Annotated in this window: 26 protein-coding genes and 1 tRNA gene; 5 read left to right on the top strand and 22 right to left on the bottom strand. The window is 61.9% G+C overall.

Features of this window, described 5'->3' with window-relative positions; translation table 11 throughout:
- Nucleotides 1-15: 15 nt before the first annotated feature.
- On the bottom strand, nt 16-672 hold the full coding sequence (locus AB0O87_RS11355) for an SDR family oxidoreductase (RefSeq protein ID WP_363515651.1): 657 nt from the start codon (nt 670-672) through the stop codon (nt 16-18).
- A gap of 116 nt (nt 673-788) precedes the next feature.
- On the opposite strand from AB0O87_RS11355, the gene AB0O87_RS11360 reads away from it, so the two are divergent.
- Nucleotides 789-1,811 carry a DUF2804 domain-containing protein gene (locus AB0O87_RS11360; RefSeq protein ID WP_363515654.1) on the top strand — a complete coding sequence of 341 codons (1,023 nt, stop codon included), beginning with the start codon at nt 789-791 and terminating at the stop codon, nt 1,809-1,811.
- Here AB0O87_RS11360 and AB0O87_RS11365 read toward each other — a convergent pair.
- Complete coding sequence (locus tag AB0O87_RS11365) at nt 1,798-2,868, bottom strand: NAD(P)-binding domain-containing protein (RefSeq protein WP_363515657.1); 1,071 nt, start codon at nt 2,866-2,868, stop codon at nt 1,798-1,800. The genes AB0O87_RS11360 and AB0O87_RS11365 overlap by 14 nt on opposite strands.
- A 138-nt stretch (nt 2,869-3,006) precedes the next feature.
- On the opposite strand from AB0O87_RS11365, the gene AB0O87_RS11370 reads away from it, so the two are divergent.
- Nucleotides 3,007-3,082: transfer RNA gene (locus AB0O87_RS11370), tRNA-Ala, on the top strand.
- Nucleotides 3,083-3,126: 44 nt separating this feature from the next.
- On the opposite strand, the gene AB0O87_RS11375 is transcribed toward AB0O87_RS11370, so the two are convergent.
- Nucleotides 3,127-3,549, bottom strand: coding sequence for a helix-turn-helix domain-containing protein (locus tag AB0O87_RS11375; RefSeq protein WP_363515660.1), 423 nt, complete (start codon nt 3,547-3,549; stop codon nt 3,127-3,129).
- 82 nt (nt 3,550-3,631) lie between these two features.
- On the opposite strand from AB0O87_RS11375, the gene AB0O87_RS11380 reads away from it, so the two are divergent.
- On the top strand, nt 3,632-4,489 hold the full coding sequence (locus AB0O87_RS11380) for an NAD(P)H-binding protein (RefSeq protein WP_363515663.1): 858 nt from the start codon (nt 3,632-3,634) through the stop codon (nt 4,487-4,489).
- A 26-nt stretch (nt 4,490-4,515) separates the two neighbouring features.
- Entirely contained in the window at nt 4,516-4,701 is a 186-nt protein-coding gene (locus tag AB0O87_RS11385) for a hypothetical protein (RefSeq protein WP_363515666.1), read from the top strand.
- Between the two features lie 56 nt (nt 4,702-4,757).
- Here AB0O87_RS11385 and AB0O87_RS11390 read toward each other — a convergent pair whose 3' ends face one another.
- The 9 genes from AB0O87_RS11390 to AB0O87_RS11430 all read right to left on the bottom strand — a co-directional run bounded on the left by AB0O87_RS11390 (nt 4,758) and on the right by AB0O87_RS11430 (nt 13,480).
- A complete protein-coding gene (locus AB0O87_RS11390; protein WP_363515669.1) occupies nt 4,758-5,177 on the bottom strand; it encodes a hypothetical protein in 420 nt (139 codons plus the stop codon).
- 64 nt (nt 5,178-5,241) lie between these two features.
- Entirely contained in the window at nt 5,242-5,526 is a 285-nt protein-coding gene (locus tag AB0O87_RS11395; protein WP_363515672.1) for a hypothetical protein, read from the bottom strand.
- A gap of 93 nt (nt 5,527-5,619) precedes the next feature.
- Nucleotides 5,620-6,705 carry an Lrp/AsnC family transcriptional regulator gene (locus AB0O87_RS11400; protein WP_363515675.1) on the bottom strand — a complete coding sequence of 362 codons (1,086 nt, stop codon included), beginning with the start codon at nt 6,703-6,705 and terminating at the stop codon, nt 5,620-5,622.
- Complete coding sequence (locus AB0O87_RS11405; protein ID WP_363515678.1) at nt 6,651-7,550, bottom strand: alpha/beta hydrolase; 900 nt, start codon at nt 7,548-7,550, stop codon at nt 6,651-6,653. Before AB0O87_RS11405 ends, AB0O87_RS11400 begins: the two co-directional genes overlap by 55 nt.
- Before the next feature lie 26 nt (nt 7,551-7,576).
- Nucleotides 7,577-8,755: a Xaa-Pro peptidase family protein gene (locus AB0O87_RS11410; protein WP_363515681.1), complete on the bottom strand. Its 1,179-nt coding sequence runs from the start codon at nt 8,753-8,755 to the stop codon at nt 7,577-7,579.
- 9 nt (nt 8,756-8,764) lie between these two features.
- Nucleotides 8,765-9,664 (bottom strand): ABC transporter permease, encoded by a 900-nt coding sequence (locus AB0O87_RS11415; RefSeq protein ID WP_363515684.1) that lies wholly within the window; start codon nt 9,662-9,664, stop codon nt 8,765-8,767.
- The gene (locus AB0O87_RS11420; protein WP_363515687.1) at nt 9,661-10,623 is read right to left on the bottom strand and encodes an ABC transporter permease; all 963 of its coding nucleotides are present in this window, start codon (nt 10,621-10,623) and stop codon (nt 9,661-9,663) included. Before AB0O87_RS11420 ends, AB0O87_RS11415 begins: the two co-directional genes overlap by 4 nt.
- 32 nt (nt 10,624-10,655) lie before the next feature.
- A complete protein-coding gene (locus AB0O87_RS11425; protein ID WP_363515690.1) occupies nt 10,656-12,275 on the bottom strand; it encodes an ABC transporter substrate-binding protein in 1,620 nt (539 codons plus the stop codon).
- Nucleotides 12,275-13,480, bottom strand: coding sequence for a membrane dipeptidase (locus AB0O87_RS11430; protein ID WP_363515693.1), 1,206 nt, complete (start codon nt 13,478-13,480; stop codon nt 12,275-12,277). Before AB0O87_RS11430 ends, AB0O87_RS11425 begins: the two co-directional genes overlap by 1 nt.
- 125 nt (nt 13,481-13,605) lie before the next feature.
- Here AB0O87_RS11430 and AB0O87_RS11435 point away from each other — a divergent pair, with 125 nt between their 5' ends.
- Entirely contained in the window at nt 13,606-15,306 is a 1,701-nt protein-coding gene (locus AB0O87_RS11435; protein WP_363515695.1) for an ABC transporter ATP-binding protein, read from the top strand.
- Between the two features lie 4 nt (nt 15,307-15,310).
- Here the strand turns inward: AB0O87_RS11435 and AB0O87_RS11440 are convergent, their stop codons facing one another.
- From AB0O87_RS11440 to rplU, 10 genes are all read right to left on the bottom strand, one after another.
- The gene (locus AB0O87_RS11440) at nt 15,311-16,000 is read right to left on the bottom strand and encodes an SDR family oxidoreductase (protein ID WP_363515698.1); all 690 of its coding nucleotides are present in this window, start codon (nt 15,998-16,000) and stop codon (nt 15,311-15,313) included.
- A 1-nt stretch (nt 16,001) separates the two neighbouring features.
- Nucleotides 16,002-16,382, bottom strand: coding sequence for a ribosome silencing factor (gene rsfS / locus AB0O87_RS11445; RefSeq protein ID WP_363515701.1), 381 nt, complete (start codon nt 16,380-16,382; stop codon nt 16,002-16,004).
- Entirely contained in the window at nt 16,382-17,569 is a 1,188-nt protein-coding gene (locus tag AB0O87_RS11450) for a hypothetical protein (protein WP_363515704.1), read from the bottom strand. Before AB0O87_RS11450 ends, rsfS begins: the two co-directional genes overlap by 1 nt.
- Nucleotides 17,566-18,171 (bottom strand): nicotinate-nucleotide adenylyltransferase, encoded by a 606-nt coding sequence (gene nadD, locus AB0O87_RS11455; protein WP_363515707.1) that lies wholly within the window; start codon nt 18,169-18,171, stop codon nt 17,566-17,568. Before nadD ends, AB0O87_RS11450 begins: the two co-directional genes overlap by 4 nt.
- Nucleotides 18,172-18,177: 6 nt before the next feature.
- Nucleotides 18,178-18,402 carry a hypothetical protein gene (locus AB0O87_RS11460; RefSeq protein ID WP_363515710.1) on the bottom strand — a complete coding sequence of 75 codons (225 nt, stop codon included), beginning with the start codon at nt 18,400-18,402 and terminating at the stop codon, nt 18,178-18,180.
- 58 nt (nt 18,403-18,460) lie between these two features.
- Complete coding sequence (locus tag AB0O87_RS11465; protein ID WP_363515713.1) at nt 18,461-19,714, bottom strand: glutamate-5-semialdehyde dehydrogenase; 1,254 nt, start codon at nt 19,712-19,714, stop codon at nt 18,461-18,463.
- A 9-nt stretch (nt 19,715-19,723) separates the two neighbouring features.
- The gene (proB, locus tag AB0O87_RS11470) at nt 19,724-20,509 is read right to left on the bottom strand and encodes a glutamate 5-kinase (protein WP_363515716.1); all 786 of its coding nucleotides are present in this window, start codon (nt 20,507-20,509) and stop codon (nt 19,724-19,726) included.
- Entirely contained in the window at nt 20,506-22,005 is a 1,500-nt protein-coding gene (gene obgE, locus AB0O87_RS11475; protein ID WP_363515719.1) for a GTPase ObgE, read from the bottom strand. Before obgE ends, proB begins: the two co-directional genes overlap by 4 nt.
- A gap of 98 nt (nt 22,006-22,103) precedes the next feature.
- Nucleotides 22,104-22,361, bottom strand: a complete 258-nt coding sequence (rpmA, locus tag AB0O87_RS11480; protein ID WP_028501603.1) for a 50S ribosomal protein L27 — start codon at nt 22,359-22,361, stop codon at nt 22,104-22,106.
- A gap of 18 nt (nt 22,362-22,379) precedes the next feature.
- Complete coding sequence (gene rplU, locus AB0O87_RS11485) at nt 22,380-22,688, bottom strand: 50S ribosomal protein L21 (protein ID WP_363515722.1); 309 nt, start codon at nt 22,686-22,688, stop codon at nt 22,380-22,382.
- Nucleotides 22,689-22,693 lie beyond the last annotated feature (5 nt).

A 22,693-nucleotide genomic window follows, 5' to 3' on the forward strand; every position in this document is an offset into this window, starting at 1 on the left:
GTGATGGGCAGCGTCTTAGCAGGCGAGCGCGTCAGCGATCGGCACAGCCGATCCGTCTTCACCGTTGCCGAAACGAATCGTCTGACCGATCGTGCAGGGCTCGATCAGCGATGCCGCGATAACTGCCGCCACATCGGCGCGCGACACCGAGCCACGGCCATCAGGATCGATCTGGATCTTCGACGTCGGGTCGTCGAGGGTGAGCGCTCCTGGTCCCAGAATCGTGCTGTCGAGACCTGTACCGCGAAGGTGCTCGTCTGCTGCCCACTTGGCGTCTGCGTAGGCGAAGAAAGAGTCGTCTTCAGGCACACCGTGATCGGCCTTGGATCCGAGCCAGGAGACCATCACGTAACGCTGCACGCCTGCGCGCACGGCTGCATCCATCGAACGCTGAGCCGCGTCACGGTCAACAGCGTAGGTACGCTCTGGCGAGCCCCCGCCAGCACCGGCCGACCAGACAACGGCGTCGTGTCCGCTGACGATCTCGGCGATGGCATCGACGTTCATATTTTCGACATCGGCAACGAGTGCCGTAGCACCGGCCGCCTCGACGTCTGAAGCGTGATCCGGGTTGCGGATGACGCTGGTTACCTCGTCGCCTCGCGCGACAAGCAGCGGAGTGAGCAGAAGGGCGATGCGGCCGTGGCCGCCAAAAACAATAGTGCGCGACATACCTTCACCCTACGCGCCGGATCAGACGTCGGCGCTGAGAACGTCTGTGTGCTGTCGTCTACACTCGACGTAGCAAGGCCGACCCGAATGGCCTTCTCTCTGACAGCAGGACAAAGATGCCCGCATCGATGATCGAGCGCGAAATCACCGCGCCTACGTCGCTTCTCCACGCAGACGGCGCCCTGAACCCTGACGCGTTGGGCTGGTCTCGCACACCGCTACTCGACACCTCCGGCCTCCCAGGTCGCGGGCATTGGGGCCGCAACAAGCGGTGGGAGTACTGGAATGTGATGACGCCATCGCACATCGTTGCTCTCACCGTTTCGAGCCTCGACTACATGGCGGTGCACGAGGTCTGGGTACTTGACCGAGCGACGGGCGAAGACATCGGCTCGACGGTGATCGCCCCCGGAGGTGCCAGCGCAACGCTGCCCGCCTCACTCGGCAAGGGGCCAGCGCGTGCGCGAACACGACGAATCACTCTCGACATTGAAGAGTCGATCGGCGGGACTCGCCTGCGCGGTTTTGCACCACGGGTGTCGTTCGACATGCTTGCTGGTCGGCCGGCAGGACATGAGTCACTGGGCGTTCTCGTTCCCTGGCGGCTCCGCGCTGATGTACGAAGGTTCCAGTACACCGTGAAGGATGTGGCACGCCCAACGACCGGGCGCATCACCATTGACGGTGTCACCCACCAGCTCCCCTCCGACAGCTGGGCGGTACTCGATCATGGCCGGGGGCGCTGGCCCTACCGCGTTCGATGGAACTGGGCCGCAGGCAGCGGCACCGTCGATGGCCGAGTTGTCGGGCTGCAGTTGGGCTCGAAATGGACTGACGGTTCAGGAGCAACCGAGAATGCGGTTCTCGTCGACGGGCACTTGTCAAAGATCAGTGAAGATCTGGTCTGGGAGTACGACCTCCAGCGGCTCATGCACCCGTGGCGGGTGCACGGAACGACTGCTGACCTCACCTTCACTCCGTTTTATGAGAAGCGCACCCACACAAATGCACTCCTCGTCTCCAGCCGCATCGAACAGTCTTTCGGCGTGTGGAGCGGCTGGGTGCACGATGACACCGGCGCGCAGGTGCGCGTCGACGGCATCGAAGGCTTTGCGGAAGAAGCCATCAACCGCTGGTGAGCGTCGCCGCAGGAGAGGACAGCAGACGCTGAACCGCGCTCGCCGCTACCCGCCCAGCGCGGTTCGCGCCGATCGTGCTGGCCGACGGTCCGTACCCGACCATCTGCACGCGCGGATCGACCACGGCTGTCGTCCCTCTGCCATTCCTGTCCAGGCGAATACCACCAGCTGAACCGCGCAGGTGCAGCGGAGCAAGATGAGCGATCGCAGGTCGGAAGCCGGTCGCCCACAGGATGGCGTCTACCCGTGCGAAGCTGCCATCTGGCCACCGGACACCATCGGGTTCGATGCGCTCAAACATCGACCTTCTGGCGGCATAAGCGCCCAGACGCTCGGCGGCACGTTCCTGAGGACGAAGCATGAGTCCCGTCACACTCACCACGCTCTCCGGCGGTAGCCCCGCCGCTACCCGCCGCTCCACAAGAGCGACAGCAGCGGCCCCCGCTTCTGGGGTGAAGTCGTCGCTCCGCCACACCGGCTCATGACGCGTTACCCACACGGTCTCCGTCAGAGGGGCAAGCGCTCCGAGAAACTGCACTGCCGATGCGCCGCCGCCAACGACAAGCACACGTTTGCCTATGAAATGCGAGGGGCCAGGGTAATCGACAGTATGGAACTGTTCACCCCTGAACGCTTCCGCACCAGGAAGGCGCGGCACAAACGGTCGCGACCACGTACCCGTCGCATTGACGAGCGTCTTCGCCCACCACTCCCCCTCCGTGGCGGTCACCCTGAGCACCCCATCCCAGTCGTCGACCCGTGTGACGTGCACTGGCCGTATCACCGGCAGAGCATGCTTCTGCTCGTAGCCCGCGAAGTAGGCGGGCACCGCAACGTTCGCGCGGGCGTCGTCGCGCGGCGGCGGGGCGTCTCCCGGCAGTTCCGCGACGCCGTGCACATCACTCATCGTCAACGCGTCCCACCGGTACTGCCACGCTCCGCCAGGGCCATCACCGGCATCAAGCACCACATGCGAGACGCCCAACCTCGCGAGATGAAAAGACGCCGACAGACCGGCCTGCCCTGCACCAATCACCACGCTTTCCAGAACACTCACGCAGAGAGGAACCCGGATTCGTTCGTCGTTGTTCCACCTCGGTCTCGACACTCCCGGCTGCGCTCGCCGGATTGGTGCTTGTGCAGAGTCTTGTAGTATTCTTTTCAAGTTGCTCCGGCTCATGTGGAGCGGCATTTTGGGCCTGTGGCGCAGCTGGTAGCGCACCTGCATGGCATGCAGGGGGTCAGGGGTTCGAGTCCCCTCAGGTCCACCATTAAGCCCCCGGTCACCCGGGGGCTTTTTTGTATTAGCGGACTGTCACCGAATCTCGTTATCTGGGTGCTGCGCATCGTAAGTACGGCGCGCGAGCGCGATCGCGTCTCGATGCTCGATCGACCAGTCAGCCAGCGCTCTGACGAGATGAGAGATACTCTCCCCCGTCTCGGTGAGCCGGTAGTCGACCTGCGCGGGCACCGTGGGGTAGACCGTGCGCAACACCAAGCCATCACGCTCTAGTCGGCGCACGGTGAGGGTCAGCATCCGTTGCGAGATTCCTTGGATCGCCCGCTGAAGCTCCCTGAACCGCCGTGTGCCGTTACTGAGCTCGACGATTACCAGAACCGACCACTTGTCGCCGACCCTGTCAAGAACATCGCGGATCCCACAGTCCACCTGCTCTGCGTGACCACACGGGTCGAGCTGCGCGGGGCCAGCGGTTACATCCGTGTGCGTCAATGACATGAAAGTGCCTTCTTGTGCGTTGTGATGGTCCCTCTCAGGCTAGGGGTAGTTACGAAAGAGAACCACCTAAGGAGACAACACCATGATTCTGGTCACCGGCGCTAATGGACAACTCGCCACTCTCATCCTCCAGTCGCTGGCCGAGCGCGGCGCGGCCGCCACAGGGGGCACGCGCACGCCTGACGGTGAACAGCGATACGTCGACTTCGACGCACCAGACTCGCTTGATTTCAACGGCGTGACGACGCTTGTGCTCGTCTCAGCCGGATACGCAGAGGACGATCGGGTGATCGCTCGTCACCGTGCGGCGATCGATGCGGCGATCCGTGATGGCGTCGGCCATGTCGTCTACACAAGCGTGACGACGTCGGGTGACCACCTCGGTTTCACTCTCGCGCACCGCGCGACAGAACGGATGCTGCGGTCGAGTGGACTGAGCTGGACCATACTGCGAAACGGCCTCTATGCCGAGCTGTTCGGCGCCATGCTGATGTGGGGACCTGACGGTATTGAATCGGCCTTCGGATCAGGTGCCCTGGCGGCACCGACCCGCAACGACCTCGCAGCGGTCGCCGCCGTCGTAGCGATGCAGCCGAGTGCCCATGTGGGATCGACCTACGAACTCGTCGGCGACCTGATCACCGCGAATGACGTGGCTGCGGCGCTCCATGCAACACACCACAGCATCACCATGGAGGAGTACCGGCAACGACTGCTCTCTGACGCGCGCCTTCTCCCGTTCCAGCCTCCGATGATCGCATCAATAGCCACCGCCGTTCGACACGACTTTTTAAGCGCTCAAACCTCAGACCTCACACGGTTACTCGACAGGCCAGCGGAAGATTCGTTGAGCGCCGCCGCACTCGCCGCGCGGGCGACTAGCGCGGCAGTGGAGCACAGTCAAGGCGGTCGTCTGACGGAGGAACCCGTCGTATCTTGAGCGCATTCCGACGAAAGGATGCGAACATGTCGAACCCCATCTTCCCCCCGGTGCCTCCCCACTCGCACGGCGACGACCAGCCCGACGTACCAACGCAAGAGGTCGACGGTGAGCGAGTTCTTGACCAAGATGTCGATGACGCTCAGGTAGACAGCGCTGAGGCCGATCGCGTTGCCGCCGAGTCAGACACAGAATCCGACTCCCCCGCCTGACGCCAACAACGTCGAAGGTTCTCCCCCACTCGTTGCGGGGAGAACCTTCGTGTGCGTCACGACGACCGCTTGAGCTCCCGTTTCGGTGCCGCGGCACTGCGGATACCTAAAAACTGCAGAACGGCGACCGCGCCGACCAAGATGCCATCCAGAGCGACAAGCATTTTTCCGTCTGCGGGCTCGACCACCGCGATAGCAAGCGAAATCATCACGAGTGAGTACGGCGCGATGATAGCTAGATTTACCCAGGTCCAGCGCACCAGGTTGCTCGTCTTCTGGATCAAGACCAGGGCCACTGCGTGTCCGATCAGGACGAAACCGAAGACCACGATCCAGTAGTCGATGTCGAGTCGGATCACGTCGGCGATCGCCGAAGCTGCAACGACGAACAGCACTCCCATCAGCAACGAGAGCACCGCGTTGATTCTGACCCCTATACGCAGAAGCGAGGCGCGAGATTCACGTTCTGCGCTCATGCCCGTAACGGTACTGGTGGCACTTTACAAAGTAAAGTGCCACCGCCCTCCGAACTAAAGCGCGCTATGTCGTCAACAGCGGCGGGTTCTCCGAGATAGTCACAGGACGCGTCGAGGGGTGGGCCCCATCCATCCGCTCCAGGTCTGCGAGCACATCAAAAGCTGTGCCATAGCGAGTCGCCAGCGGAAGATCACGCAGCCAGGTGACCTCTACTTCTGTCTCCGCGAGTTCGTAAACGCAGGCGACGACGTGGCGCGGATCGTTAGAGGCGTATCGAAGGTCATTGATTACCCACTCCGACGCTGTGATGCGGTTGAGCACAAAGCGCGGATCCGTAACTTGATTCATCTGGGGTCCTCCAGGACTCTCTCTATAGAGAGAGTGCGACATACCTCCGACATTGGGAAGGCCCTTGACATCGCGGGAGGAATATATCCACCGCTATGAATTGGAGTCGGCGGCACCAGCTAGAGCCACTTGAGACCGCCACCACGGGGTCTCGATGAACCCACGCTTCATGAACACCAGTTCCATCGCGGCGTTCCAGCCGCGCACTCCTTTGAGATGCGCGATCGTGCCAGTCAAAAAGTCGTGCAGGGTCTCGGTGCTGGGCAGAATAATCTCGCAGTAGAGCGAGTTCTCCTCCAGCGCCGCAGCCAAGAACCGCACCGACACATGCTGCGCGAGTGTTTGCGCGACGGCGGCCATGCGCGATGGCTCGACGCGAAGAATAAGCAGCGTCTCGGCACTCATCCCCAACGCCGAAGCAGGCACCGTCGTGACGGTGGTGAGACAGCCAGCATTGCGCATGCGCTCGTAGCGACGACGAACGCTACTCTCGTTCATCTCAAGCTTGTTGCCGATCGACTGGAAGGACGCTCGTCCGTTGTGACGCAGCTCTTCAACGATTGCTTTATCCGCGTCATCGAAGTGCGTCGGGTCACACGTGTTCGGTGCCGGCATATACGACTGTGGATCGTTTTTGACCTCGGCATGCGCGTCGTACAGTTGCCGCCCCCAGTCAAAACTCACCTTGTAGGTGTGGACGACCAGGTCGCTGCGCCAGCGCTCTACCCCGGGAATTGCTTGCAGGTCTGTCAGCACATGGGCATATGTCGCCGAATCCCCAGGGATGACGACCTCGGCGAAGACATCGAACTTTCCCGTGACAAGTGTGACGAATCGCACGTAGGGCGATCCAATCAGTGCCTGTGCGACCGTCAGCTGTGCTCCAGGCGTGCAGTTGATGCGCACAAAGAACGTTTCAACGTGTCCCTCACTGCCCAACGTCGGCACAATGCCGACGCTGACTACCCCTTCAGCCAACAGTTGCTGGCCGCGGCGAGTCACCGTCGACACTGAAGCTCCGACAAAGTCTGCAATGGCCGTCCAACTCGCCCGACCATCCTGCTGCAACGCGACGACGATGCGTCGATCGAGATCTTTCACTTCCTTGCCGAGGTCGCCGCGGCTCATCCGATCGGTGGCTGCACTTTGTGCAGGAACGCGCGCACCGTCTTTGTCCACGCTTCTGCCTCCTCGATCTGCGGGGAATGTCCCGATTTTTCGAACACCACCATCTCGGAGTGAGGAATGAGATCGGCGATCGTCTGGCTACACGATACTGGCGTGATCCAGTCGGTACGACCCACGGTGATGAGTGTCGGCACACTGATCTCGTGCAGCCGCGGCTTCAGATCGTAGTTCGGCAGGTTTACGGAGAAGGCGTAGTTGTGCGCACGGTATCGGTAAGGCGTCGCTTGCACCTTCTGCTCCACCGCGTCTGGGTCGTAGGTGAAGTCGTACAGTGGCAAGATCTCCCGCCAGCAGTCCTTGAGGTCCTCATCGTCGTACACCTCGCCGACATCGATGCGGTCGAACTTCTCCATGTCGATCGAAACACGGTCGGACGCCAACGCGTTCTCCCGCGCCAGGTGACCGTTGGAATTATCAGCTGAGGTGTCTCGCAAGACGATCGCCGTCACACGGTCGGGGTAGCGCAGCGCGTACTCCATCGACATGAAGCCGCCATAAGAACCACCCGCCATCACGATCTTCTCTGCGCCGATCCACTCGCGGAGACCGTCGATGTCTGCCGCCCACTGCTCGTGACTGTAAATGCCTTCGCCTTCGCTCTGGCCGCTGCCGCGGGCGTCGAAGACAACCACGCGGTACTCGTCGGCGAGGCGCCCGAAACTCGCTCTCGGTTCCGCGCGGGATCCGAGCCCTGGGGCCCCGTGGTGCGTGATGATCACGGGTGCGCCCTCGGGGCCAAGGACCTCCACGGCCAGGTGGTTTCCATTGATCTCCACCCATTCGTATGCGCTGGTGGCTGCGGCGAACTCCGGGGATACCGGCGGGGTGTTGCTCATGATTTTCCCTCTCGAAGGTGGGCGCGTTACAGCGCGATAGTGCAGTCGTCGAGGCTGCGCGGGTAGGTGGTCAACGGTTCTGCGCCAGTTGGGGTGACCAGCATGCTGTCACTGATGCGGTATCCGGCATGACCTGGGACGTAGATGCCTGGCTCGTTCGAGACGACCATTCCTGCCTCCAGCACTGTCGCATCACCGTCTTCCAGCCAGGGCGCCTCGTGCATCCCCAGTCCGATTCCGTGACCTTGACGGTGGCGGATGAACTCGCCGAGCCCTGCTTCGCGAATCACATCAAGGCAGAGGCGATTTGCTTCCCTGCACTCCAAGCCCGCTCGAATCGTCTCCCTGCCACGCTGCTGTGCGGCGTGAATCGTGTCGTGGTATCGACGTTGATCTGCCGTGGGCTCACCCAGTACGAAGGTGCGTTCCCCTTCGACAAAGCGGCCACCGACGGCACACCCCAGCGAGAGCATGAAGGTATCTCCCGCTTTGAGTCGATTCACGGACGGGAGTCCGTGCGGGAACGCCGAATTCGCTCCGGAGTACACCAGCCCGCCGGCGAGAAGCGATGCGACCACCACGTTGCGATGCTCCGCATACATGATGCCGGTGCCCGTTGCCGTGACGTGCCGCTCGAGTTCCGTTTCTGTGGGCAAGTCACCCCCTGCGGCAACGGCCTGCGCCACCATTTGCACTCCGGCGTCGAGCATCAGATCGGTGACGCGCGCCGCTTCGCGGTGGAGCACCACTTCTTCGGGCGACTTGATGTAGCGGACTCGCGAGAGCATGTCAGAGCCGACCAGATCGGCCTGTCCCATCGCTGCGCGAGCGGCGTCGAGTCGCTGATACGGCATGGTCGAGGCGAACCCGACTCGTCCGCGAGGCGCCACCGCTTTGGCGAGCACTTCAAACGGGGCAACAACTCCGGGGTACTCGAAGAAGGCGACGAGTTCGGCTCTCGCCTGCTGTGATTCTGCGTACTCCCGCTCCAGTTCGGGGAGGAGCATCACCACCCGCCCGTCTGCGTCGATCCAGATGGCGACAGGGCGCTCCGACGGGTGGTGGAAGAAGCCGGTGAGGTACGCGATGTCTTCTGGATGATCCGTCAGGAACGCATCAAACCCTTCCTCCGCCATCTGTGCACGCACTCGTGCCTGCACACCATCGAAAGATATCGGCGCCAGGCGCTGATCAAAAGTGTTCATTTCTGGCTCCTATCGGGAGAGATGGCGGGGGTTGCGCGCATCGTTGTAAGAGATCGAGAGAAGCGTGGCTGACAGCACGAGGATCAGAATCGCGATGGACGGGAAGAGCGTGAGCCACCATGCACTCACCATCGCCCCGGCTTGCTGTGCTTCGTAAAGGATGCGGCCCCACGACCAGGTCGTCGGATCGCCGAGACCGAGGAACGCCAGTCCAGCGGCAGAAAGCACTGCGCGCGATGCTGTCACCACCACGGACACGACCACCACGGGTGTCACCGCCGGCAGAAGGTGACGGCTGATAATCCAGAACGGTGACGTCGTCATCAGTCGCGACGCATCCACGTACGGAAGCCCCACCACGGTGAGCGCTTGCGAACGCACCAGGCGAGTGACCTCTGGCCAAGAGAAAGCAGCGACAACGAAGATGATCGTGGCCGTGCTCGGTCCCACGAGCGCAGCGACCAGAATCATCAAGGGCAGCACAGGCAGGGAGAGCGTCATATCGACGATCACGCTGATGAATGTGTCGAGTTTGCGGAAGTACGCGCCTGCCACCGCGATGATCGTGCCGAACACGATCGCAATCACCGAGGCAGCCACTGCCACAAGCATGCTTTGCTGTGTGCCCCAGATCACTTCGGAGAACACATCGCGACCCAGCGCGTCTGTACCGAACCAGTACTCTCCGCTCGGCGGACGCAAGACGTCTGTTCCGTAGCTGGCGGGGTAAGGAGCGATCAGCGGTGCAGCCACGGCGATGATCACGAGCATGATCAGCAGCCCGAGAGAGATCATTCCTAGTGGGTCGCGGCGGAAAGCCCGCCAGGTGTGAGCGCTTGCACGCTCGCTACCGGCCGCAATGGGCTCCAGGGGAGGAAGGGCTTCGGAGGAGGGCATCGGCGCGGTCATGAGGTCTTCACTCTCGGGTCCAGGTAGCCGTAGATGATGTCAGTGATCGTGTTCGCGACCACCACAGTGACGGCGAGCATGAGGAAGGCGCCTTGCAGCACCGGGAAGTCGAGCTGGGTAACCGCTTCGTAGATTCCGCGACCGATGCCTGGGTAGGCAAACACGGTCTCTGTGAGCACGGCACCTCCCACCAAGAACCCCAGCTGCAGACCGATCAAAGTTGTCGTCGGAAGCAGAGCATTGCGAAGCGCGTGCTTCCAGAGGATGCGACTCCCCCGGATGCCGTTGGCTTTCGCAAGAAGGATGTAGTCCTCGCCGAGCGTCTCAATGAGAGTGGAACGCATCGTCAGCACGTAGGAACCCACTTGGATCAGCATGAGCGACACGGCAGGGAGCACAAGGTGTCGAGCAACGCTCAAATACCACTCCAGGCCGTAAGTGCCGTTGGTATATGCACCACCGATGGGGAACCAGCCAAGGTTGAGGCCGAAGACGTACAGCAGCAGAATCGCCACGCTGGGGACAAACAGGGACTGGCCGGTGACGCCAACCACCTGCACGGCCCGGTCAATGAAGCGACCCTTGTGAGAAGCAGCGGCGACACCGAGCGGCACGCCGATGATGATCGTCAACAGCAGTGCGGTGATCGTCAGCAGCAGTGTCCATGGCAACCGCTGCAGAAGAACATCTGTCACGGGGATCGACTGGGTAAACGAGATTCCCAGGTTGCCTTGGAGCAGCTGCCACATGTACAGCCCGTATTGCACAAGTAGCGGCTGATCCAGGCCGTACTGCTGGAGGATGGTCGCCCGGATGTCGTCCGTCATGTTCGGACTAGCCAGCGCAAGCGCTGGATCACCTGGGAGCAGACGCAGGAGCAAGAATGTCACGGTCACGGCAAACCAGATCGTGAGCAGACCTCGACCTGCGCGGTTGAGAATGAACGATGCTCGGGACACCCGGGCGACCTTCCTCGAGATTTCAGTGGGGGTTACTCGACCGGATACGCGCTCGCGAGCGAGAGCGGGTTCACGATCGAGAGCAGTTCACTCGGCTTCGAGATGAAGCCGGCCCATTCGTCGCTTGCAGCGAAGAACAGATTCTGCGTGTACATAATGTTGTCGTAGACCTGCTCGTGCACGATCTTGTTCGCTTCCTGCATGAGGGCGATCTTCTCGTCCTTCTCGAAGGTGACCATGCCCTCTTCGATCAGTGCGTTCAGCTCTGCGTCATCAACGTGGGTGTAGTTGATCGCTCCACCGGGCAGGTACGACAGGGCGAAGTTCGTCACCGGGTCGTCCATGATGGCGAAGTTGCCCGCGTAGATGTCGTAGTCGCCCTCGTTGGTCATCGAGAGATACGTGTTGCGTTCCGTGCCCTGCAACTCGATCGTGATGCCCGCTTCTGCCGCGCTGTCCTTGACCATCTGAGCCCACTGACTGGTCACGCTGTCCTGCAGCGAGTAGATCAGTCGGAACGAGAGGGGGAACATGCCATCGGAGCCCTCCGTGTAGCCGGCGTCTTCCATCAGGGAACGCGACAACTCCGGGTCGAACTCGTACTCCGAGATCGAATCGTCGTAGTAGTCAGCCAACACCGGCATCAGCGCGCTGGAACCTGTCGAAACAGCCTGTCCCTGCAGCACCACAGCGCGGATGGCGTCGTAGTCCACCGCATGGGCGAGCGCCTGACGCACCTCCGTCTTGGCGAGGTCTGGCTTCTCCATGTTGTAGACCAGGTGCGCGTAACCGAGCCCTGCGGCCTCGATTACCTGCAGACCGTCAGTGGTGCTGAGCTGCTCGACCTGTGCCGGCGGGAGCGCATTCGCGATCACGTCGATCTCGCCACTCTGCAGCGCAAGAATCTCCGTGTTCACGTCAGGGTAGACGCGGTAAACGACCTCGGCAGGCCCCGGAACGCCACCATCGATGAGCGGGTAGTCCTCCACGCGATCCAGCGTGTAGTGCTGACCCACCTGGAAGTCGCTCATCACGAACGGGCCCATACCGACCCAACCGCCATCGCTACCGTCGTTCGCGAACTCGGCAATCGACCCCTGCGGCTCGAAGATGTGCTTCGGAACAACCACACCCCAGAAACCGATCTCGTCAATGATCGAAGAGTCCGGCTGCGTGAGGGTGAGCTCAACTCTGGTGTCAGAAACTGCGGTCGCGGTATCAAGGTTGCCCAGCTGACCGTAGAACGTACCAGGGGCCTGATCGCGCTTCACGGCGTTCAGTGTCCAGGCAACATCCTCAGCGGTGAGAGGCTCTCCGTCGCTCCAGGTCAGGTCGTCACGAATCTCGTAGAACCCCGTGGTGTCATCCACGTAGCCCCAGTCAGTGGCGACGTGCTCTTCCTTACTGCCGTCGTCGCTGATGCTGAGAAGGTGCGGGTACATCAAGTTGGTGACCCACGAGTCGGTCCGGCTGTTACCCAAAACCGGGTTGAAGTTCACGACATCTGTCGTCGTACCGATGCTGAGCGTCTCATCACTCGGACCAGCGGAGCCAGAAGACTCCCCCGACTCCGGCGCAGACGGAGCGCACGCAACCAGACCAACAGCAAGAGCCGCAGCCGAACCGAGCGCGAGGTATTTTCTGTGCTTCATCAGACCCAAACCTCCTCGAGTACGCGCATGGTGTTGCCACCGACGACGGCGCGAATTTCATCGTCGGAGTAGTTGTGCTTCACAAGCCAGCCAATGATGTTGTAGAACGCCTCTGCAGGGTTCTCAATACCGTCAACGTACGGCTGCTTCTCGTAATCAACGTTGGCATGCGCCTGTCCCAGGGACAGGTTCGAAGAGAACGCGTCGTGCAGACCAACGTGGTCGCCGAACAGCGTGTCCGGGCCAAAGCTCACATGCTCCAGTCCCACCAAGTTGACGCAGTACTCGAAGTGATCCATCACCGAATCAAGCGAGTGCTTCGGGTGCTGAGGCGAGATGGTCGTGTGCGGAGCAGCCTCAATACCAATCACGCCGCCGCGCTTGGCGCACTCAATGATCGTCTCGTCGGTCTTCATCCGGTTCGTCGGCCACAGACCACGTGCACCAGCGTGAGTGATGAACACCGGCTTCTTCGAGTGCGCAATCACATCAAGGCACGTCTGGTCGCCGGAGTGCGAGATATCGATCGCCATGCCGAGCTTGTTCATTCGCTCAACCGCGCGCTCGCCGAAGTAGGTGAGTCCGCCGTCGCCGCGCTCTTTCAAGCCGCTGCCGAGGGTGTTGGCCTCGGAGTAAGCGATACCCATCTGACGCACGCCGAAACCGTAGAGCACGTCGAGGCGGTCTACCTCGTTCTCGATCATCGTCGATGCCTCGAGAGCGAAGATGTGCGCGACGCGTCCGGTCTCTGCGGCGTGACGAATATCTTTGATCGACTCGGCCTTCATCACGAAGTCCTGGTGCGCGAGGTCAGCCATGCGCACACCGAGGTCGAACAAGACGTCCTGGTACTTCCAGCCAGCGTCACTGGAGATGCAGCAGGTACCGTCCATACCGTTGTCGAACACGGCAGTCAGACCAGAGCGGGCAAGGCCCTGGTAAGCGGTGGGTTCGCGGCCCTGACGGATGTGCTCGCGGAGCTCCCCCATGTCTTCAGGGAAGACCTGCACGTGCTCGTGCATCGAGATCACGGTCTCTTCGCGGAGCAGACGTTCTGCGCGTTCCTGCTGCGCCTCGGTCAATCCGAGGTCGTAGGCCGGCACGCGGCCGATCTGCTTTGCGTAGCTGAACTCGCGGTAGTCCTTGCCTGCTTCGAGATAGTCGTAGGCGGTGTAGCCGGTGTACCGGCCTGCTTCTTCGAGCACGGATGCGCTCCTTCGGTTCGATGATGCGGGTGCCACTCCCGATCGACGAACGGGAGATTTCCTCGAATCTCGGGCATATCGGCGCTGATGTCAACTCTTATGGTGATTTTCGGCGAAAATGTTTCATGTTCGAAACATTTCAGAACCTGGAAGCTGGCATGATGGCATCCATGGAGAACACATCCGCCCCCCAGCAGGCCGTGGTCCTCGATGTTCAGGGACTCACCGTCACCCTCACCGGAGATGGGCGCCGAAACTGCGTCGTTGACGGCATCGACATCACGGTGCGCCGTGGGGAGGTGTTCGCGCTTCTCGGTGAGTCCGGTTCTGGCAAGTCCATGACCGCTCGAGCGATCATGGGGCTCATCGAGAACGGAGATGTCGAAGCCAGCACCATGACCCTGAGCGGGACCGATCTGCTCTCCCTCTCCCCCGAGCAACATCGTCGACTTCGTGGTGTGCAAGTGAGCTTGGTCATGCAAGATGCACTCTCCGCACTGAACCCGGTGCTCAGCATCAGCGATCAGATCATTGATCTCATTCGCGCCCACCGCAGTGTCAGTCGCAAGGAAGCGGAGGCCCGCGCGGTCGAGTTGCTCACGCTGGTCGGGATCCCCACCCCAGAAAAGCGCGTGCATGACTACCCGCATCAGTTTTCGGGAGGTCAGCGTCAGCGGATCCTCATCGCGATGGCCATCGCCCTCGACCCAGACCTCATCATCGCCGACGAACCGACCACCGCCCTCGACGTCACGGTGCAGGCGCAGATCCTCGATCTGCTGCTGTCGCTACGCGATCGCCTCGGCATGGGCGTCCTCCTCATCACGCACGACCTCGGCGTCGTGATGGAGGTGGCCGACCACGTCGCTGTCATGCGCACCGGCCGAGTGGTGGAATCCGGTCCTGCCGACGACGTACTCACCCAGCCAGAGCACCCCTACACAATCCAGCTGCTGAATTCGATGCCGCGCGATGTCAGCGCAGCTGCCGAAGACGATGGCGCCGCTCCGATTTTGGCGGGACATGGCCTTGAACGCACGTTCCGAAGCGGCACCGGTCGCCGCGCACACCGTGTTGCCGCTGTCGCTGGCGTCGATCTGGAGCTTCGAAAGGGCGAGATCCTCGCGATCGTCGGTGAGTCAGGCAGCGGAAAGTCCACGCTCGCGCGCATGCTGGTCGGTCTCGACTCGCCGGACGCCGGCACCCTGCGCTACCGAGATCAGGATGTCACGCGGGGGCGCCTGCGCGATCGCAAGATCTTGCGAAAAGGCGTGCAGATGGTCTTCCAAGACCCATATATGTCGCTCAACCCACGAATGACTGTCCAGCAGATCATCGCGGAACCTCTCGCAGCTACTCACTCCGGAACGCAGGCAAGCAGAAGCGCACGCGTAGCGGAACTTCTCGACCTCGTAGGGCTCACCCCCGAAATGGGCTCCCGCTTCCCCCACCAGTTCTCCGGGGGCCAGCGGCAGCGCATCGGCATCGCGCGCGCGCTCGCTCTTGATCCTGATGTCTTGGTGTGCGACGAGCCTGTCTCGGCGCTAGATGTGTCGATCCGGGCGCAGATCATCGATCTGTTGTGCGATCTCCGCGAACGGTTGGGTATGTCCATCGTGTTCATCGCCCACGATCTTTCGCTTGTGCGTCACATTGCCGACCGCGTCGCAGTGATGTACCTCGGCAACATGGTGGAGATCGGAGACACCGAGAAGGTCTACCTGCATCCGGAACATCCATACACGCAGTCGCTGCTGTCTGCTATTCCGCCACAGACGCGCGCCGATCGCGGAATGCTCGAGCGCCGCACGCGGCTCTCCGCCTGAGCGTCTAACGCCCTGGACGCACCATGAGGTCGGTGATGATCGCGTCGCGCGGGAGGTCAATGGCGGTGAGGATGGTGGTCGCGACGGAATCCGGCGTGATGAAACGCTCGGCGTCGTACTCCGCACCTTCTTGATGGTGCACACGCTCTTGCATGGGAGTTGCTGTGCGCCCTGGGAAGATCGAGGTGACCCGCACACCATGCGCTGATTCCTCCGCGCGGAGTGCGTCTGCAAGCGCCTTCAGCCCATGCTTTGAGGCCGCGTATGCCGACCAGCCAGCATTGGCCCGAAGCCCAGCGCCCGAATTCACGAACACGACATGTCCCTCAGAGACACGCAGTACCGGAAGCAGCAATCGCGTGAGTTCCGCAGGAGCGACCAGGTTCACCGCAAGCTGCTGCTCCCAGAGCGTCGCCGGAAGATCTCCCACGTCGCCGAGGTCGACGACGCCAGCCGCATGCACCAGGGAGTCAATACGGTCAGGCAAGTGCTGTTTCGAGAACGCCCACGAGAGCCGCCCTGGTTGAGACAAGTCCCCAACGATCACCGCCGCTCCGGGAAGCTCAGCCGCGATCTGTTTGGCTCTCCCCGCATCGCGGGCCAGCGCCACCACGTGATCACCGCGGTCCAGCAATCGACGAGCGAGCACCGCTCCGATACCGGATCCTGCACCAGTAATCAGGTGCGTCGACATGTCAGCTCTGGTCTGCTGCTGGCTCGGCCACATCAAGCGGTACGACAGGGCAGTCTTTCCACAGGCGCTCGAGACCGTAATAGACACGCTCTTCCTGGTGGAAGACATGCACGATCAGATCACCGAAATCAAGCAACACCCAGCGCGCCTCTGCGCGCCCTTCGCGGCGCACGCGCTTGTGTCCAGACTCAATAAGACGGTCTTCGATCTCGTCGGCGATAGCGGCGACGTTGCGCTCGCTGTTACCGGTGACGACCAGGAAGATGTCAACGAGCGGGAGAGGCTCAGAGACGTTCAGCGCGACGAGGTCTTCTCCGCCCTTGTCTACAGCGGCTTGTGCGGCGAGACGCAGCATCTCTTCGGCAGTTTCAGGTGATTGCATTAGAACACATTCGTTGTGATGGCGATAACGACGACGACACCGACAGCGAGGGCAAGGCCTCCGGCGACAATCGCCAGGATGACCATCAACCGATTGCCCTTTTCAGGTGCCGGCGGACGAATCACCTCGCCGGCGGGCTTTAGGGTACTGACCGCCGAGCTCGCGGCGATCGGAGTAGGTGATGACGCAGGAGGAAGCTCGCCGTCGATAAGAACAGCGTCGACATCTCTGCCATCGGTAGTACCGAGAGCATGGCCCTGTGAGCCCATGCCCTGCGGAAGTTCGTAGGAACCGGTGACGAGAACTTCACCGGTCGATGCCACTGGCCCAGAAAGCGAACCCTCACCCGGAGAGGGGGTAAAGATAAGCGCGTTTGCGGAGGAGTGTTGTGATCCTGTGGAGTCAGCCACCGTCAGGAGCTCATCAAAGGAGGGCCGGAACGGCGTGTGCGTGACGGCGGCGTCCGCGAGGACTCCTTCACCGAACGCAGAGCTCACGGTCGGTCGTTCGTCTGTGTCTTTTTCGGCGTCTGGCGCGGTGCCGGCATCGGCCTCCGCAAGCAGGTCATCGTTCTCAGCGACGTCGTTCTCGCTTGCATCCTGCTCATCGGATACAAGTCCCAGGGCCGCTTCGACATCGTCGCTGTCATCGACGCTGTCATCGTGGTCTACAACAGCTTCAGAAGGCTTTGGGGCTGGCAGCACCTCGTCGACATCCGCTACCTCAGTCGCGCTCACCGGCGCGACAACAACGGCATCGTCAATGTCATCGATATCGTCGTCGTCACCGGGATCAACGGCAGAAACGCGAGGGCTACTCGGCACGGCTTCTGCCGACTCGTCGCGTGATGGGTTGGCATCAGAGACAGTGCCATCAGAGACAGCCGTCTCACCGGTCTCGAGCTTCTCGCGCTCGCGTACCTGCCGACGCGTAAGCCGAGCGGTCTCTGCTGCCGCATTGGCATCATGCTCAGCCGATGGAGCTGGAGTTGCAGGTGGAGTTTCAGGAGTTACGGGTTCGGGAGTTGCAGGTTCAGCTACCTCAGGAAGTGGCGGCGCTGGCGGGGCTGCTTTCACTGCAGCCGCGGCGTCTTCGGTCGAGATGACGGGGGTGGACCCCGTCAACCGGATCTCACGCAGTTGCTTGCGCGTCAGCGGACCCTGCTCCGGCTGATCCGATGTACTCATTCCTTACTCCGATACAAATGGTGCTTCGCAATGTATTGAACGACCCCGTCGGGGACCAGGTACCAGACCGGCTGATCGTCGCGAACGCGTTCACGGCAAACCGTTGATGAAATCGACAGCGCCGGCACTTCCAGCTGGCTGACGTTGTCGCTCGGGAGGCCATCTGTGCTCAGGACGTGCCCTGGGCGAGAGACCGCGACGAAGTGGGCCAGTTCCCACAACTCATCATGGTCCCTCCAACTGAGAATTTGCGCTACGGCATCCGCACCCGTAATAAAGAAAAGCTCAGCATCGGGTCGTTCGCGCTTGAGATCCCGCAGCGTATCAATGGTGAAGGTGGGGCCATCCCGGTCAATATCTACTCTGCTCACCGTGAACTGAGGGTTCGATGCGGTCGCGACAACGGTCATCAGATAGCGATGTTCGCTGGGTGAAACTCCAGACTTCTGCCACGGGTGTCCGGTGGGAACAAACACAACCTCATCGAGACCGAAAGAGTTCGCGACCTCGCTCGCTGCAACCAAGTGGCCGTGATGAATGGGGTCGAACGTACCGCCCATCACGCCGATGCGCGGGGTGCGCGTGGTCACAGCATCGTTCATGGGGGCCTAGTGGCCGTGTCCTGCCTCGTGACCGTCCTTGCCGTGCTTTGCCGCCCACGCTTCCGCTTTCGCGGAGTGGCGGTTGGCGACGTTCTTGTACGAGAAGGTGACAAGACCCAGCAGAGCAAACAGGACCGCAGCGATAATTCCGAAGATGAGAGTTTCGAGCGCAACGTTTCCAGAGTGCTCGTTCTCGGCGGCGGCCATCGCGAATTGTGCGACGAGGTTCATCCTGACTCCGTTTCGTGGCGTGCTGTTCGGGTTCCTGCAGCAACCCCCAGTCTAGTCCTCAGGCGCGAGTCTGCCCTGCTCCACGCGCCAGCCACTTCGTACTCGTCAACTCTGGCAGCCCCATCGGGCCCCGAGCGTGCAGTTTCTGTGTCGAAATGCCCACCTCGGCACCGAAGCCGAACTCCGCTCCGTCAGTGAAACGCGTGGAGGTATTCACCATCACCACCGCGGAATCAACCTCCGCGAGGAATCGCTCTGCATTGCGTGTGTCTGTCGTAACAATCGACTCGGTGTGCCCCGTGCTGTAACGACGGATGTGGTCAAGGGCGTCGTCCAGAGAATCGACGACCTTCATCGCGACGTCAAGGCTCAAGTACTCAGTCGACCAGTCGTCCTCTGTCGCGGGAATGACCTGAGTCACCATGCCAGCGACAGTGTCGTCGCCATGAATCGCCACGCCCTCACTCTGCAGGGCACTGGCGACGAGTGGGACCAACCGTGGAGCGGCCTGTCGGTGCACGAGGACAGTCTCAACGGCGTTACACACGCTGGGACGCTGCACCTTGGCATTCACCACGATGTCGCGAGCCCAGTCGTCTGGTGCCGTTTCATCGAGCACAATATGAACGTTGCCCGCACCGGTTTCAATCACCGGCACTGTCGACTCGGTCACGACAGTCTCGATGAGCCCGGCACTTCCTCGTGGCACCAACACGTCGATGAAGCCGCGACCGTGCATCAGCGCCTTGGCACCGTCACGCCCGAAGTCGTCGACAGTCTGCACTGCCTCTGGAGTGAGGCCAGCGGTTTCCATCGCCCCGCGCATCACATCGACAAGCACCGTGTTGGACTCTCGCGCTGCGCTTCCGCCGCGCAGGACCACCGCGTTGCCCGAGCGCAAGGCGAGGGCGGCGATGTCGACCGTGACATTGGGTCTGGCCTCATAGATTGCCCCGACGACGCCGAACGGCACACGCACTTGAGTAAGAGCCACCCCATTGGGCATGCGATGTCCGCCGACTACCGCCCCCACAGGGTCTGGGAGTGCTGCGACCTCGCGCACGGCCGTGGCTAGTGCCTCGACACGCTTGTGATCCAGCCGCAGGCGATCAACGAGAGACTCCCCGATTCCTGCCTCACGACCGCGCGCCACGTCGCGTCCGTTTGCCTCAATGATGCGAGGGGCGGCTTCAAGCAACGCGAGGGCGATTGATTCGAGAACGCGCGCCTTGTCGTCGCTCGTCAACGCCGCGGTGGAACGGGAGGCCTCTTTGGCACGCTCAAGGCGTACCTGCGGGGTCTGGTCGGTCATCCGTCCAGTTTATGAGGTGGCCGGCTCGAACCAGGTACCTATTTCGGCCCCCGAGAGGGCTTCTCCCACCAGATCGGCGCTCGTCACAAGTACACCAATACCGGATGCCGCAGCGAGCCGCGCAGCGGAAACCTTGGTCGCCGCTCCCCCGGTACCCACGCTGTTGACAACCGTCGACCCAAATTCCAACCCCGCGAGGTCGGCATCCGGCGCCACGACATCGATAGGTTCGGCACCTGGGTCGGTGGGGGGCTTCGTGTAGAGCGACTCGATATCGCTCAGAAGAACGAGCGCATCTGCGTCGATCAGTTGGGCAACGAGCGCCCCGAGGCGGTCGTTATCGCCGAAGCGAATCTCTTGAGTCGCGACCGTGTCGTTCTCGTTGACGATCGGAAGCGTCCGCAATCCGAGAAGACGATCCATCGCACGGCGCGCGTTCGATCGCGAAGTCGGGTTTTCGAGGTCACCGGTGGTGAGCAAAACCTGTCCGGCGACGATGTCGAACGAGCGAAGCGCCTCCTGGTACCGATACACGAGGATGTTCTGTCCGACCGCCGCCGCCGCTTGCTGGGTGGCCAGGTCTGTTGGACGCGAGTCGAGCCGCAAGAAAGGAATGCCGGAAGCGATGGCGCCAGACGAGACAAGTACAACTTCTACTCCACGCGCATGCGCCGCTGCGAGAGCCTCAACGATGACGGGAATGCGCCACGACGACTCTCCACTGATCGAGGAGGAACCAACCTTCACGACGATACGAGACGCGGAGGCGAGCTCCGCACGAGTGTGTGCTGTCACTCGCCTTCCTCGCGGTAGGCAGCACGGCGCTGAGCTTCCACCTCTGCGCGCGCCTCAGCCTTGGCGTCCATTCGCTCGTAGTAAGTTTCGCGACGCTCTGATGTGGTCCGTCGAGCATTTGGAGCAAGACGAGGGTCAGTTCCGCGAGGGGCGCTCATCAACTCTGCCGCCGAGGTCATCGTCGGCTCCCAATCGAAGACGATGCTGTCGCCCTCGCCGATAACGACGGTAGAGCCTTGCACGGCACCGAGCCGGAACAACTCATCCTCGACGCCGAGCTTCTCGAGCCGGTCAGCGAGGTAACCCACGGCCTCTTCGTTCTGGAAGTCAGTTTGCTGCACCCAGCGAACCGGCTTCTCGCCCAAGATGCGGTAGACGTTTCCGTAGGTGCCGCCCTCAACCCGGATAGTGAACCCCTTCTTGGGACCCCTCGGACGAATGATGACGCGCTCTGGCGGCGTCTCGACGGCTGCTTCTGCGCGGTGCTTGTCGACCAATTCACCCAAGGCAAACGTGAGCGGACGGAGTCCCTCGTGCGAAACCGAGGAGATTTCGAACACTCTGAACCCTCGCGCCTCCAGATCGGGGCGCACCATCTCGGCAAGGTCGCGAGCCTCCGGAACGTCAATCTTGTTCAGCGCAACGAATTGCGGGCGCTCCAACAGAGGCGTCTGCCCCTCCGGCACCTGGTAAGCACCCAGCTCGGCAAGAATCACGTCGAGGTCGGAAATCGGGTCGCGCCCTGGCTCGAGCGTCGCGCAATCGAGCACATGCAGCAGGGCGGAGCAACGCTCAACGTGGCGCAGGAACTCGAGACCCAAACCGCGGCCCTCGCTCGCACCCTCGATGAGCCCAGGAACATCGGCGACGGTGTAACGGAAATCACCCACTTGCACGACCCCGAGGTTCGGGTGCAACGTCGTGAACGGGTACTCCGCGATCTTGGGACGTGCTGCCGAAACTGCACCGATCAAGCTCGATTTGCCTGCAGACGGGTAGCCCACGAGGGCAATGTCGGCGACAGTCTTCAGCTCGAGAACAACGTCACCTTCGTACCCGGGGGTACCAAGCAACGCGAACCCTGGCGCTTTACGCTTCGGGGTCGCGAGTGCCGCGTTGCCGAGGCCACCCTGCCCACCGGCGGCAATGACGAATTTTTCGCCAGGAATGATCATGTCGATCAGAACTTCGCCGTCGGTGTTCTTCACCACGGTTCCCACAGGCACGGGAAGTTCGAGAGTCTCGCCCAGGAATCCGGAGCGGTGGTCGCCCATGCCGGGGCCACCGTTGCCAGATGACCGGTGCGGCGAGTGGTGGTACGAGAGCAGCGTGCCGGTCTGCGTGTCAGCAACGAGCACGATGTCGCCGCCGTCTCCGCCGTTACCGCCGTCGGGGCCGCCGAGCGGCTTGAACTTCTCGCGGTGCACGGAGACGCAGCCGCCGCCACCCTTACCCGCACGCAGGTGCAGTGTGACGGTGTCAACGAACGTGACCATTTGCGAGTCCTCTGGGTTGCTTTAGATGTTGAAGGGTAGATACACAGATGGGGCGAGCCGAAGCCCGCCCCGTCCGGATGTCTAGTGCTGTGCTGTGATTACTCAGCTGCAGCGACGATGTTGACGACCTTGCGGCCGCCCTTCGCGCCGAACTGAACTGCACCAGCAGCCAGGGCGAACAGTGTGTCGTCGCCGCCACGGCCGACGTTAACGCCGGGGTGGAAGTGGGTGCCGCGCTGGCGGACGATGATCTCGCCTGCGAGAACCTGCTGACCACCGAAGCGCTTCACGCCGAGGCGCTGGGCGTTGGAGTCACGACCGTTACGGGTGGAGCTTGCGCCCTTTTTATGTGCCATGTCCTGGTCTCCTCGGTCTTACTTGATGCCGGTGATCTTGACGCGGGTGAGCTCCTGACGGTGCCCCTGGCGCTTCTTGTAACCGGTCTTGTTCTTGTACTTCTGGATGATGATCTTCGGTCCGCGGAGGTTGCCGATAACCTCTGCCGTGACCTTGACCTTCGCCAGCTTGTCGGCGTCGGTGGTCACCGAGGCGCCGTCGACGAGCAGCACAGCGGCAAGCTCGATCTTCTCGCCCTGGGCAGCCTGCACACGGTCGAGCTGAACGATCGTGCCGACCTCGACCTTCTCCTGCCGCCCACCGGCGCGCACTACTGCGTAAACCACTTCAT

Origin of the sequence: Microbacterium sp. NPDC076768, from assembly GCF_040687205.1 — a bacterium.
GTDB lineage: Bacteria > Actinomycetota > Actinomycetes > Actinomycetales > Microbacteriaceae > Microbacterium.